Annotated in this window: 13 protein-coding genes; 7 read left to right on the plus strand and 6 right to left on the minus strand. The window is 36.8% G+C overall.

Annotated elements, in window-relative coordinates:
* Positions 1 to 283 precede the first annotated feature (283 nt).
* Entirely contained in the window at positions 284 to 2,119 is a 1,836-nt protein-coding gene (locus M899_RS05170; protein ID WP_021270388.1) for a hypothetical protein, read from the plus strand.
* Positions 2,120 to 2,321: 202 nt separating this feature from the next.
* Positions 2,322 to 3,002 (plus strand): hypothetical protein, encoded by a 681-nt coding sequence (locus M899_RS05175; RefSeq protein WP_021270383.1) that lies wholly within the window; start codon positions 2,322 to 2,324, stop codon positions 3,000 to 3,002.
* 63 nt (positions 3,003 to 3,065) lie between these two features.
* On the opposite strand, the gene M899_RS05180 is transcribed toward M899_RS05175, so the two are convergent.
* Positions 3,066 to 3,665, minus strand: a complete 600-nt coding sequence (locus M899_RS05180; RefSeq protein WP_021270374.1) for a hypothetical protein — start codon at positions 3,663 to 3,665, stop codon at positions 3,066 to 3,068.
* Positions 3,666 to 3,841: 176 nt separating this feature from the next.
* Here M899_RS05180 and M899_RS05185 point away from each other — a divergent pair, with 176 nt between their 5' ends.
* Positions 3,842 to 4,540 carry a YjjG family noncanonical pyrimidine nucleotidase gene (locus M899_RS05185; RefSeq protein WP_021270369.1) on the plus strand — a complete coding sequence of 233 codons (699 nt, stop codon included), beginning with the start codon at positions 3,842 to 3,844 and terminating at the stop codon, positions 4,538 to 4,540.
* Between the two features lie 15 nt (positions 4,541 to 4,555).
* Here M899_RS05185 and M899_RS05190 read toward each other — a convergent pair whose 3' ends face one another.
* A complete protein-coding gene (locus M899_RS05190) occupies positions 4,556 to 4,762 on the minus strand; it encodes a SlyX family protein (protein ID WP_021270365.1) in 207 nt (68 codons plus the stop codon).
* A gap of 232 nt (positions 4,763 to 4,994) precedes the next feature.
* On the opposite strand from M899_RS05190, the gene M899_RS05195 reads away from it, so the two are divergent.
* A complete protein-coding gene (locus tag M899_RS05195) occupies positions 4,995 to 7,814 on the plus strand; it encodes a CHASE domain-containing protein (protein ID WP_034728007.1) in 2,820 nt (939 codons plus the stop codon).
* 123 nt (positions 7,815 to 7,937) lie between these two features.
* The gene (locus M899_RS05200; protein WP_021270362.1) at positions 7,938 to 9,062 is read left to right on the plus strand and encodes a DegT/DnrJ/EryC1/StrS family aminotransferase; all 1,125 of its coding nucleotides are present in this window, start codon (positions 7,938 to 7,940) and stop codon (positions 9,060 to 9,062) included.
* Positions 9,063 to 9,089: 27 nt separating this feature from the next.
* On the opposite strand, the gene M899_RS05205 is transcribed toward M899_RS05200, so the two are convergent.
* The 3 genes from M899_RS05205 to M899_RS05215 form a co-directional block, all read right to left on the minus strand.
* On the minus strand, positions 9,090 to 10,079 hold the full coding sequence (locus tag M899_RS05205) for an NAD(P)-binding domain-containing protein (RefSeq protein ID WP_021270379.1): 990 nt from the start codon (positions 10,077 to 10,079) through the stop codon (positions 9,090 to 9,092).
* 67 nt (positions 10,080 to 10,146) lie between these two features.
* Positions 10,147 to 10,686 carry an HNH endonuclease gene (locus tag M899_RS17530; protein WP_021270370.1) on the minus strand — a complete coding sequence of 180 codons (540 nt, stop codon included), beginning with the start codon at positions 10,684 to 10,686 and terminating at the stop codon, positions 10,147 to 10,149.
* A 227-nt stretch (positions 10,687 to 10,913) separates the two neighbouring features.
* On the minus strand, positions 10,914 to 11,354 hold the full coding sequence (locus M899_RS05215; protein ID WP_021270371.1) for a hypothetical protein: 441 nt from the start codon (positions 11,352 to 11,354) through the stop codon (positions 10,914 to 10,916).
* Between the two features lie 94 nt (positions 11,355 to 11,448).
* Between M899_RS05215 and M899_RS05220 the strand changes: the two genes are divergently transcribed.
* Positions 11,449 to 12,282, plus strand: coding sequence for a C1 family peptidase (locus M899_RS05220; protein ID WP_021270387.1), 834 nt, complete (start codon positions 11,449 to 11,451; stop codon positions 12,280 to 12,282).
* Positions 12,279 to 13,001 (plus strand): hypothetical protein, encoded by a 723-nt coding sequence (locus M899_RS05225; protein WP_034728009.1) that lies wholly within the window; start codon positions 12,279 to 12,281, stop codon positions 12,999 to 13,001. The genes M899_RS05220 and M899_RS05225 overlap by 4 nt, the downstream gene beginning before the upstream one ends.
* Positions 13,002 to 13,015: 14 nt before the next feature.
* On the opposite strand, the gene M899_RS05230 is transcribed toward M899_RS05225, so the two are convergent.
* A complete protein-coding gene (locus tag M899_RS05230; protein ID WP_021270375.1) occupies positions 13,016 to 13,972 on the minus strand; it encodes a hypothetical protein in 957 nt (318 codons plus the stop codon).
* Positions 13,973 to 14,049 lie beyond the last annotated feature (77 nt).

Here is a 14,049-nt window from a genome sequence, read left to right on the forward strand (position 1 = left end):
AAGCAAAGCATCAATTGAACGAATCAGTAAATGCCAGAATAAATATAAAGATAAACAATATTATGAGAGATTAGAAAAAACACAAAAGTGCATCAAAAGAAAGTTCCTAGCTTTTTAATTTTATTAAATGGTTCTAGCTCGACGTTTGTTAGAACCTTTGTTTGCGTTTGTGGTCAGATGGAATTTAAAACAGAAATCATCTCATTTTAGGATGCATTATTAGACTTGGAAAGGTAATAAGAATTTACTAAAATAAGGTCATATCTTAGTTTAAGGAACCTAAATGAACACAAAAGCAATTGAAGCAATTTTAAATAATATGCCCGCTGATTGGTTGAAATTAACAACTCACAGATTGGATATTTATAACGAGTCTAAAGCAAAATTTGAGTTCTTGGAACATTTTGAAAATGTTCTAGGCTCAAATTCTGCTTCGTTAAAAGAAGCTTTTTCAAATCTTCCTACGGCCTATGATTATATTCGCTTGGGTCACCCTCTATCATGTGTGCTTGAGTGGGTGATTGCAGATGAGAAAAAAATTAAAGTTGAAGATGTCATATCATTTTCTTCGACGACGATGCCAATTCTTGCAGTTCTTCGTTCGAATCATTTGAAGAAAATTAAAACGCAAATCGTGTTCACAAGTGAGATGCCTAAGAACTTTGATCAAAAAGTAATTCATACTGTTTATGGTTATGAGTTTGAATTAATTCAAAATGCGAAAATTTCAGATTTAGAGAGTTTCAATGGCACTCGCATTGTAGTGACATCACTTTCTCAAATGATGACAGAGGTCCTGCCATCAAATGCCGATTTCATCGTTGGTTTCGATTCTCACCTTGGCAGCATTATTCTTGTTAATGGTGATAAAAATAAATCATATGTCTCAGATATTCAGCACGTGAGAAGACGTGAATCTATTGCGATGACTCCTCACGATTGTATGAATGTTCTTGAAACTTTTGCAGGAAAACCTCTTTCAAGTGTTGAGACAAAACAAGCTGAGATTAACCGTGAATTTGCTCTCAAAACAATTAGAGATATTACCCACACAAAGGGGAATGCATCTCTTGGTTCAAGTGGACTCTCTGTTCAATATGCTATTATGATGGGGCTCATTGATTATGCTCTTCAAAATCATAAGGGAAAGAGTATAAAATTTGTCGTTCCTCCTAATTGCTATGGTGGAACAAATGATCAGGCAAGAAGAGTGGCCGCAAGCACTGCCAATGTCGAAATATTAGATCTTCACGTTGACGGTGGTAAAGATATGGTAACAAGTCTAGAGGGAATCTTAGATCGAGTTGCGAATGATGATGCCATTGCATTTATCATTGCTGAAATTCCAACAAATCCAAGAGTCGAAGTTCCTGATCTTGAGAAACTGAAATTAGCTCTTGGTCGTGAGAGAAAAACAAAAGATGGAAAGATTGCAACTCTTCCTGTTTTTATTCTCGATCAAACATTTTGCCCGAACGTAAAGTTCCTGGGAGCAGGTGACTTTTTATCTAGTGTTAAAACGATTTCATACGTGAGTGGTTCTAAATTTCCATCAGGTGGCTTATGCACTGCTGGTTATTGTGTGGCCAATGATATGGCCCTTGAACTCATGACTTTTGTGGACACTCATTTAAAACTTTGTGCTAATGAAGCAAATGACTTTCAAATTGAAGTTCTTGCAAAACAACTTCCTACTATGAATGAGAGAATTCATCTTGCTTATAAAAATACACGTGCCTTTGTAAATCATATTCACGCTATGATGCCTGATGCGAAGATTAATTTTGTGTCAGAAGAACTTGCTGATGCTGGTTTTACGCCTTCAGTTTTCTCTCTTGATTTACCTACAAGAGGAAACACTCCTGAGGAGCGAGAAGCGTTCAAGCGTAAAATGAATTTGAAGCTGATCAATCTTATGATTCAAGAAATACCAAATGAAAGTAAGCATTGCGTGAGTTATGGGCAATTGAAGGGCTGTTATTGGACTATCCCAGCAACATCTACTCAAGGAACGACGAAGGAAGGGGACAAGGATTACATCGTTCGTGTGGCCGTTTCTCCTGATTTCGATTTGGATCATCATAAAAACGTCTTTTCAAAATTTTGTTCTGAATATTAAGAACTATCTCAAGCAGTGACATCATTTTATTGTCACTGCTTTGTTTTAAAATCTTTAAGTACAGACCTAGTTGTCTTTAATAATTACAGTAGTATAGGGCCGTTTATTATTTTGACACGGCGGTAGTTATTTCACTCAACCTTTATTCTCCCGCTCATAATCCCTATATTTATTTAGTACATATAAAAATACGGAGTAGGGTATGAAAGCAATTGTTCTCATTTTAATGATGTCTTTTTTTGGCCATGCAATGGCCAGCGATATTACTGTCCTCGAAGGATCGGAAAAGAATATTGAACTTATTAAGAGAAGAATTCGCATTCATGAAGCGCAAATCCAAGGGCGCGAAAATCAAATTGAAGATTTAAAAGATATTCTCTTTGATGCAAAAAGAGATGCCTATATTGCTTCAACTTTAGGGACGACTGGTATTGCTGCTTCCTTAGGAATTGGGCTTGGTGCAATTAGTATGGGTGCGATGGGTGGTTCAACTATCATCAATTCCCTTACATCGAGTGTCGTCGTATCAGATCTTTCAGTGATTGCTAATCTTGGGGCCATCTTCGCCGTTCCTGCTACAGGAATTACCCTGGCCATAAAAGAAACTTCAAACTCGCAAGAATTAACAGAAGAAGATGAATATCAATTAAAGGCCCTATACTCTCTTTCTGAATTAGCAAAAAAGCACAAAGAGATTGATGAAAATTTTAGAGCTGAAAACGACAGCAAGTGGCACAAGCTCAAAGATATGCTTACTTTTGGTTGGCATGATGTGAATTATGTCGAAAACACAATCAAGTTGGCCCATGCTCATATCATCTTACATAACGCTGAAGCGGCCATTTTATCTGAACTTGAAAATCATTTAGAAACGCAAAAATAGAGGGATTCTATACTATGACCTTATTTCTTATTTTGAGTTAAGGTCATAGTAAGATATTAATTTTTAGCGATTATATTCAGGAATAAAGTAGTAACATCTAAGTGTTACATGAAATTTATTCTTTATCGCTTGTTGAGAGTCATCTAAAACAGGTGCTATGATTTCTTCTATAAGATACTTTCCAGAACTTTTCATTACAGAAATGACATCGTATCCAAAATCAAGAACGATTCCATCTTGAATATCAACAATAGAGTTGAATGAAATTTTGATATTTGGATCAGCGTCAATATCTTCAATTGACTTATGGTCAAAATAGCTCGGTCGTTCTCCCTTTTTTTGATATGAAGCTGCTTCATATGAAACGATGTTATTTCCAATGGGACCGACGTCCTTTGCTTTCGCTTCTCTTAAGTAGTAACCAGCGTTTGTTGGTTCATTCGGTTCGTCTTTGCTAAAGCATCGCCCCGCCCATGCTACATATATTACTTGTGATATTTTTGGTGTCGAACCATTGCGGGCCATTTCTCCTAGAGTATCAAAGTAAGTCTGGTCTTCAATAGCGTTGCTTTTTAGTAAATCATTTTCAATTTCATTATTTGAGTTTGCAAATGTTGAAAGAGTCCCCAGCATAATTAAAGAACTTAAAAATAATTTCTTCATAATTAATCTCCCGTGCTTGTTGTGTTGGCGGGACAATATATAAATTATTTACGTATTCAATTTTAATGTAATTTTTTTCATTTCGAAGTTGTGGCAAATTTGCGGCTTTTTTAATAAGTTACCGAAATTTCAACGGCAGGCTTTACTCCTAATAAGTCTAAAAATATAATGGGTGAATGAAAAATTATAGAACATATCTCTTTGATCTTGATGATACTCTTTTAAATTTTAGAGAAACGGAAAAACTTTCGTTCAAAATGACAATTGATCACATGAAAATCACCCACGATGTTAATGAGCTTTTCACATATTATAAAAGTGAAAATGAGAAATTATGGAGTGCATTTGAGCAAGGTCTTGTCAGTAAGGATGATCTCAAAGTTCGCCGTTTTATTTTACTCTCAGAGCATTTTGGACTTAATATCGATGCAAAAAAGATGAGTGACTATTATGTTGATACCTTTCCCAACGCTGTTGTTCTTCTTGATGGAGCACTAGATGTATTAGAAGCGGCAAAGCAGCGGGGCCAAGTTGGAATCATTACAAATGGAATTGAGTATATTCAGCACAAGAGAATTGAAATTTCAGGAATCAAACAATTTGTAGATTTTGTATGTGTTTCAGAAAAATGCGGATATCCAAAGCCTGATGAGCGTTTTTTTCAGTATACGGCAAATCACGCAAAAGATTTTTCCAAAGAGCATACTATCATCATTGGTGATCGATACGAAGCAGATATTTTTGGTGGCCATAACTTTGGAATTGATACGTGTTGGTATAATCATGAAGGGGTAGGTGTTGAGAGACCTATTCACACTTATGAAATTCGCACACTCAGTGAACTTCACAAGATGATTCTTAAAGGGTCTAAGTAAAGACCCTTTGGACCATTAATAATGAGGCGGTTTATCATCAGCGAGGGTCCTGCCTTCTTGCGCACCACCTGTAGATTGCTCTGAAAGCTCGCGTATAATATTTTTCATATGATCAATCACCATTTGTTGCTCGGCAATGACCATACTCATTTCCGAAAGCATCTCATCTTGAAATGAAAACTTGATTTCGAGGTCACTTAATCTTTTTTCTAATTCTTCCATACATATCTCTCATCTATGATCTTAGAGGTTTCTTTATCTCATGATCTTCTTTGGATGTCTTTTATAATTCTTTGATATTCCCATTGTTTCAATGTTGATTTGAGACAGGGAACTAAGAGGTCAATTTTTTTAGTATTTCTTGAGTTTAATTTTGTTAAAATATATTAAATATGGGCCTTTTTAATTAAAAAAAGTGACTTTTTTACACATAGAAGGAGCGTTCAGCATTAGAATGAAATCAGCGTTGATAAAGGGGAATAAGGCCATGTTCACCAATGGTGAGGTTCGATCTGGAGGGCAGAGGTTTATCGGTAGAGTATTCTTACTGGCCATGCTTTATTTTATATTTGGTAAGCTTGCTCTTTTGCTGGCCATCCCGCCTGGCTATGCTACCGCTGTTTGGCCGGCCGCAGGCGTAGCACTTGTCTTTGCTATGATCTATGGCCCAATGGTTGCTATTGGTGCATCAATTGGTTCATTTCTTATAAATTTCACTGTTCCAGATTCTTCATTTAATCATCTTACTTATATAGAAATTTTGACGCCATTGATGATTTCTCTGGGCGCTGCAGGTCATGCCGTTGTTGGTAGTAAGCTTGTTTCAAAATTCACAACATATCCTAATGCAGTCGAGGCACCAAAAGATATTGTGAAATTTTTATTCTTTGGAGGAATTCTCAGCTGTCTCATTAGTTCTGTGTGGGGGGTTTTTACTCTATATATTTTTAATTTGGTTCCTTTTAACAATTTGTTGATTAACTGGTTTACTTGGTGGGTAGGGGATACTATTGGCGTTTTACTAATGGCGCCACTTCTATTGATGTTTATTAAAAAACATCGTGCTTTCACTTGGGTTGCAATTCCTTCTCTGGCCATTATGACTGCAACAATAATGTTGTTTTTCTTTGTCAGTAGCGTTGAACAAAGCAAACTTGATCGCAGCTTTAATAGGACTGTTTCAAAAATCTCAGATTCAGTTCAAAACTCCTTTGTAAGCTATGTGAGTGTTTTAAACTATATTAGATTATTTTTTGAAAATTCAAGTGATGTCACTCGTGATGATTTCTCTAATTTTACAAAGAGTATTTTAAAAGATGTAAAAGGCATACAGGCCCTCGAATGGATTCCTGTTGTTAAAGGTGAAGACAAAGAAAAATTTGAAAATAAAGTAAGGGTCACTGGGTATAAAGATTTTAAAATTGTCGAGCGCAATGAACTCGGAGATGTTGTTCCCGCCACCTACAGACATGTCTACTATCCCGTTGAGTATGTGGAGCCTATTGAAAATAATCGCAAGGCCTTTGGTTATGATCTAGGGTCAAATCTTGAAAGACTTAAAACTATATTGTTTGCATTTGAATCTAAAGAGCTAACATCGACAAACCCTGTTTCGTTATTGCAGATGAAAAGTAACGGAACAGGACTTATTATGTTCAACCCTGTGTTCGATGATCATTCACAGAGAAAAGGGCTTGTTGCAGGTGTTTTTGATATTAGAGATATTGTAAGTACAAATCTTAAGGAATCAGACTTTTCAGATTTGCAGTTTTTTCTCTACGAGAATGCTCTTGAAAATCCTGATAATAAAAAACTAATTTACGCCAGTAATAGCGAGTCAAACGAAACTGCGCAAGAGAGTTGGAATAGTGCCAAGGAGAATTTAAAAGGTGAGAGCTCTTTTAATTTGGCCAATAAAAGATGGACAATCAGAGTTGTGAAATCGGCCCAAAGTGTTCTTGCTAATAAGTCATGGAGTACATGGTTCTTCTTGGCCGGTGGATTAATGTTCACAGTTCTTATACAGATTGTTCTTCTGACAACGACTGGACGTGAAAATCAAATTGCAAGAGTCGTTAAAGAAAAAACCAGAGAGCTCATTCATGCAAACGAAGAAATCGGGCGTATGTCTAAAGTGAAATCGCAGTTTTTTGCAAATATGAGTCATGAGATTAGAACACCGCTAAACGGTATTATCGGTATGACTGAGCTTATGATTCAATCTAAGAATCTCGACTATGAAAATATGCGTTTTGCAAATATTATCAAAGACTGTTCTCATGGGCTTCTTACAATTATTAATGATATCCTCGATTTTTCAAAAATAAGTTCAGGTAAATTGAAACTAGAAAAAAGAAGTTTCTCTCTAGAAAGTATGATTGATGGGGTTCTCAGTTTATTTGAAGGCCAAGCGAAAATGAGAAACGTTCAAATTAGCTATTATATTAATAAGGATGTTCCCCATTTTATTATTACTGATGAGATTAGACTACGCCAAATCTTAACCAATTTAGTAGGTAACGCAGTAAAGTTTACGAGTGAAGGCGAGGTGAAAATTGAAGTCTCTGCAATGAAAAAAGATATGAAAGATATTGAATTGAACTTTCACGTTAGAGATTCAGGGATTGGTATTTCAAAAAATGTATTATCGAATATATTTGACTCGTTTACTCAGGCCGATGCCTCTACAACAAGAAGATTTGGAGGAACTGGTCTGGGGCTTTCAATTTCTAAGAATCTAGTAGAACTTCTGGGTGGGAAAATTGGTGTTGAAAGTCAGATCGGGCAAGGGAGTCATTTTTATTTTTCTATCATAGCGCATGAAGGTGAAAATGGCGCGAAGACAGTTGAAGATGCTGTTGTAGAACTCTCGACGACATTTTCTTCTAAGTACCCATTGCGCATATTAGTTGTTGAAGACAATCCTATAAATCAGAAATTGGCGCTGATTATTTTGGAGAAATTTGGATATAAAGTTGATCTTGCTAATAATGGGCAAGAGTCCATAGAGGCCGCTGCCTATAAAGATTTCGATCTTATTCTCATGGATATGCAGATGCCCATTGTTGATGGGGTAGAGGCCACAAAAATTATTCGTAGCAGATTCCCTGAAAAAAATATGCAGATCTATGCCATGACGGCCAACGCTTTCCCAGAAGATAAGCAAAAATGTTTTGATGCGGGGATGGATGGTTTTGTGGCAAAACCTATTACTATCAAGGAAATACAGAATATTCTGATTTCAGTATATGAAAAAAAAGAACCTAATGCGTGAAGTCTAAATAAAGGATCATTTTTTTTCACGAATCCTTACAAAGAAATCACAAGATGCCGCTAGCAAGGCCTCACTTTTTCGTTTATATTTTACTTCAGTATAAAATAAAAAGTGAGGACATATATGTCAGTAGAACAAGTTCCTTTTATTACACTTAACCGTTTTGAAGATGGCTTTAGAGATACATTCCTTGAAGGCGTTGCAAAACTTTTTGATAATACTCAATTTGTAGGTGGTCCAGTTGTTGGTGAGGTTGAGCAAAAACTTTCTAAGCAAACTGGTGCAAAATATGTTGTTGGTTGTGCAAACGGTACAGATGCAATTCAAATTGCTCTAAGAGCTGTTGGTGTAGATAAGAACGATGTTGTTTTAGTTCCTGATATGACTTTTTGGGCAACATTTGAGGCGGTGGTAAACGTAGGGGCAAACCCTGCAACAGTAGACGTTAATCGTGAAACTCTTCACTGGGATGTTGAAACTTTTACATCGGCCATCGAAAAATTTAAGCCAAAGGCCGCTATCATGGTTCACCTTTATGGGTGGGGTTGTCCTGATACAATGCTTATTAGAAAGGCCGCTAAAGATGCTGGAGTTATTCTTATCGAAGACGGTGCCCAGTGCTACGGTACAAAAGTAGATGGTGAGTCGATCTTAGGATCTGCCTATATTTCAACGACAAGCTTTTACCCTGCAAAAGTACTTGGGGCCTCTGGTGATGCTGGTGCGATTTTCACAAATGATGAAAAACTAAGCGTTGTTTGTCGTCAACTTGTGAACCACGGTAGAACTGATCACTATTCTCATGGTCTTATTGGTTGGAACTCGAGAATTGGTGCTTATGAATCACTATTTTTAAATCTATCACTAGATCATATCGACGCAAGACTAGAAAGCAGACGCAAGGCCGTTGATTATTACGTAAAGCATCTAGAAGGTCTTCCTTTAAAAATTGTTACTTCTAAAGATCATGTTCATGAAAATGGATACTGTTCTGTAGGTTTAATTGATCCAGCATTAAGACCTGCTCTAATTGAATCTTTAAAGGCCGCTAAGGTTGGGTACGGGACAATTTATCCAGGCGCAATGAGTTTACAAAGCGGAGCTAAAGATCATCTTGTAGGAAAAATTGATTTTGGAAATGCTCACTACATTTCACAAGCAGTTCTTAATCTTCCATGTTTTGCTTATATTACAGAAGAAGAATTAAAATACGTTGTTGATGTTGTAAAAAAACACTTTCAAAAATAATTAAAGGGACCACAAAGGTCCCTTTTTTTATAGGTCACAATCAAGATATAAAGAACAGGCCTTACCGATGGCCTTGACTCCGCTATTGAAAGCAAAATTGATAGAGCCACCACGCTTTCCTGAAGCAAGATCTCCCACAAAAAAGAGGCCTTCCATTTTGGATTCAGAAAAAATATCTTCACCTTCAATAATAGTTTCTATGCCAATGGCCGATAGATATTTAGTTGGTCTCTCGGTTCCTAGCGCCGTTACAATGGCGTGAAATGGTCTTGGTTTATAGTCACCTTCAGCAAAAGAAACAAGGGGAAGTCCTTTCGTATTTTGAATTTCTTTAATATGTGATGATGGAAGAAAGATAATTTTTTCTTCTTTGATAAGTTTAAGGGTGTTGTCGCGATTTTGATCAATCATTCGATTAAATTCACCACCACGGTAGGATAATGTCACTTTATGCCCACGCTCACAAAGAATTTTTGCATATTCTCCTGCCGAATCTCCGCCACCAACAACTAGAACATCGGCCATTTCTTTAGAGATATCTTGAATATCGTAAAAGATTTTTGAGGCGACTTCTTCTGCAACAGGAACTCCCAAAGTTCTTGGTGATGCCATATTTCCAATGGCCACAAAAACAGCATCACAAAGATAATGTTCATTATTTGTGATTACGTTGAACTGACCATTTTTCAATTTAATTATTTTTTCTACTTGCTCGTGGAATTTAACGTTGAGCTCTCTTTCTTTGATGGTCGTACTAAGATAATCCATAAAATCAGACTTGGTCATATCTGTAATGCACATATCACCAATACACTCGGCCATTCTCTCTTTATAATTTGCAAGTACCGGCTTTTCATTAGGGTACTTACTTTGAATCATATGACCGACTTCTCCAGATTTTTCTAAAAGAACGATCTCACTATTTTTATATCCTCTATTCATCGCCTCAACGGCCGTGGCAATACCCGCAGGACCTGCTCCAATGATAACAATAGGGGTTATAGGGGAATGGGACATAAACACTCCTTTAAGTTTTATTGTTCTTATTATACAGAAAACAAACTTAAAGGAGTGTCAATTTTTGTTAAGATATTGGTAAAACTTGAGGATAAAAATTATTTCTCATTTCAGCTTTAAAGCGTTTATTGGCAAGTCTTTGTAATACGTTATAGTTGTACACATACTTACGTCTCAAAAGTTTGTTATTGTTCACTTCTCTAACTAGTGCAATAAGATGATCTGATTTTCTATAATCAGTTTCTCTTGTATAAGACTTTGCTCTATTGCAATCAGGGCAAAGCACTTGCAAGTTATCAATCATGTATTGCAAATGTGGATAACGAGATTTGGGTTTTATGTGGTCGATGTGCATTTCATCTTCTCGTTTACCACAGCAAAGACAGCGATCGCCTTGTAGCTCGAGCACTTTCGCTCTCAAGTATTTCCAATTCGAACTATCACCATAAGAAATGTTGCCTTCTGCTCCAAATGATTTAATGGTGTCCGCATAATAACTTGTTGCGGGAATTTTTACGGGTAAGACAACAAACAGCAGAAGATAAAGAACAGTTGATAATATACCGAGGTAGCAAGTCACGGATAAAATGATACCTTGTTGATTCATGTTCTCTCCTTGGTCGTGTGTGTAGGTTAAGTTTTTATTCCTTAAAAACTTAATGCAAAAAATATTTCTCCTTTTAGGTTCACTGCAATGAACCCAGTTGTTTACTAAGTAAACAGCAAGAAATATGCCAAGAATTTTCAATTTATAGAATTAAAACGCTATTAAATCAGGGGATAAATGTCCCTGATCTTTTTACTCGGAATCATTGCGACGCCACTTTGCAATTATTAATAAGTACAATCAGGTTTTTTTGCTGAAGTCTCGAAGCGCCAATTAAATTTTTCATTTGGTAGTTCTTTGTAATAAAGATCGAAAACGATAAATTTCCAATGGGTCGCACTTGCATTGAGTGAGCTCAGTGATTTTGTTTGTTGTTCACTGATTTTCATACTCACAGGGATATCGTGTTTTGTACCTTTGCAAAAAGTTATATGGGCATCTTGCTGGCACGTTAGATTTTCAAAAGAAAATTCTCTATTTATCGGCTTAGAACCAAATCCAGCTGTGGCAAATTTGACATAAAGATTGAAGCTATTTTTAGAATTATTCACAAGATTGAACTCATTTAGGTTCCCATCTGTTGGTCTTCTGTCTCTTGAGCATTTTACATCTAAGGCCAACGTATTGATGTTCAATGAAAGCAGTGATGCGAAGAGTAAAATTTTCATGTACAAATCCTCAAAACAGACCCTTTCTATGGGGGCCGTTGTGTTTTTATGTCTTCTTAGATAGTTAACTTCATAACAACAGGATGACAATATTATGAAGCAAATTATTTTTCTATTTCTCGTTGCATTATCAAATGCCGCTCTCGCTGAAGTCGTTGACCTTCAAAAATTTCAAACAGAAGTTAAAGACCAAAAAGACCGCAACACTTGTGCTTATTTTGCCGTAACCGCTTTAATGGAGTCTTCCATCAAGGCACAATTTGGACTTGATCTTGATCTCTCAGAGCAATTTCAGATTTCACATGGCAAAGAACACTATAAGCAATACTCAAATAAAGAGTACGGAAGCACTTATGAAATTTTGCTAAATTTTAGAAATCAAGGATTCTTGATAACTGAAGACCACGTACCTTATCAATTGTCATATTTTGAAAAAGGCAGACCATGTGAGCAGTACGATCCTTTTGATGAGTCTGCGCCCGTGTTTTGTTTTTCTCATGGGCCTATTGCTTGGCAGGAGCTACCGCGCTACAGAACTGGTGGAATCAATATCGATCATATGACAGGCCTATGGAGTCCAGGTAAAAATAGAGTGAATCTCATCGAAGATGCTCTAAGAAAAAATAGGGCGGTCGTCATCACTTTAAAAGTTTACGCGCCCCTTTGGGATTACTCTCATGTCACTTACCCAAAGGAAATTGATGAGCAATGTGCAAATGGTGAGCTCGAGTGTTATGGACACGCAATTTTACTTACTGGCTTTGATAGTGATAAGAAGACTTTTAAATTTAAAAATAGTTGGGGGACTTCTTGGGGGGACCAAGGATATGGGACTATCGACTATGATTATGTTTTAAACTATTCAGATATGCCTCTTTCGATCTTTTGGGATCGTATGTTAGGCGAGGTGGTTGAGAGGAAACTGTGAGATATTTTTTACTTCTATTGATCTGTACAAACACAATGGCCGCAGTCTCTTACGAGGAATATCGTTTCCTAGAGACTGTCATGCAAAAAGCTTTTTTAGAGCTTAGACCATCTGAGGATCATTTTTTAGAAGTAAATAAACCGCCAGCGCCATCAATGAAAGACTATTGGTGGAATATAGATAATGTTCATGCTTCGTACTCTGGATACGAAGATGAAGGAAAGCGTTTTCATCATATTTTTCTTTTTGGCGGCTTCGTTCGCATGCCAGATATGACTCTAGATTCGCTGGCCATTACTGCTTGCCATGAATTGGGTCACGGAATCGGTGGAGCACCCTTTAAGCAAAGTGGATCTTCTATGGAAGGTCAGTCAGACTACTATGCGACTAAAGAGTGTTTAAAAGTTGTGTACAAATATATTCCACAAAAGTTTTCAATAGAAGAAATGGCCCTTGTTATTGATCCCGCAGCGAAAGAGCTATGTGACAATCAAAGCGATGATTTAAATCACTGCTATAGAGCGATGATTGCCTTAGAGAGCGATATCTCTTTTTATCGTTATCTAGGCGAAGAAGTCTCTTTCTCACAAAGAGCGCAAGAGGTTGCTACTGAGCTTAATGATGAAAATACTTTCTATCCAAGTGCTCAATGCCGTTTTGATACTTCAATTAATGGATTGTTAGAAAAAGAAAGACCTGCTTGTTGGTATATCAAGTAGGTCTTTGAATTATCTTATCGACATTCTGGGTGGAGAATTTCGTTTGCGTAAGGACCGTATTTTTCACTTAGACCTTCACACTTGCTTTTCTTAACAGGGCAGAAGTCAAAGTTTCTTGTAAAGATACTTTTAAACCAAAAACTATCTTTGATTTTTTCAGTCACATGTTCTTCGATTTTTGGAGTGTCATAGTAATTGCAATTAATTCCTTCATCAAAAGCAGCATCCACATATTCTTCGATATCGAATTTCTTTGCTTGCTTCCAACTACCGTTTGTACACTTTAAGTAGGGTTCAGGTTTTTTCTTTGTTAAGACATCGGGAGAAAGTGCCAGCAGGGCATTCCAAAATCTCATACCGTTAAAGTTTGCGACAAGATCGGCATTTGAATACACCCCAGTAGTGAGCATTCCAAAATATGTTCTCTCTGTTTTTTGACCCCATTGAATGGCCTTCATGATGTCGACTTTTTCACTATCAAGATAGGCCGTCTCAAAGAATTCCCAACCTTCTACAAAAAAGTGGCCTAACTTATCAACGCCAACAATATTGCCATCAATTTTCATCGTAGAAAGGATTCCTTTCAACTTTAGTGAAACACCTTGCCATAAAGTCGTGTCTCTATAGATCGATTCTTCCCATGCCGTGAAAATTTTATTTTTTGAAGGCAGATTGTCCTCAAAATCAACGGCAATAGCATGCCCAATGAAAGGAGAGCTAATGTGATCTTTTACGATATCGTAAACATCCTCGGCCTCTTCGTAATTTGTAGGACAGGCCACAGAATTAATATCAAGCTCTACAGCTGCGTGATAAAGTCTATCGTTGAATTTTTGATTGATGAATTTTGAGGCGTCAAAAACAAAGAGCTTATCTCTATGAGTAAATGAGTCAATCTCTGCTGCATTGATTGGCATCATAGATGATGAGAGGATGGCCATGGTGGCCAGTGTAAATAATCTTTTTTTCATAACTTACCCTTTAAATTTCCCCCATAATTTGCCCCAAATGAGAGAGAGGGGCAACTTTTATGTAAGTCCTTCACAGG

It is taken from the genome of Bacteriovorax sp. BSW11_IV, from assembly GCF_000447755.1.
Lineage (GTDB): Bacteria > Bdellovibrionota > Bacteriovoracia > Bacteriovoracales > Bacteriovoracaceae > BSW11-IV.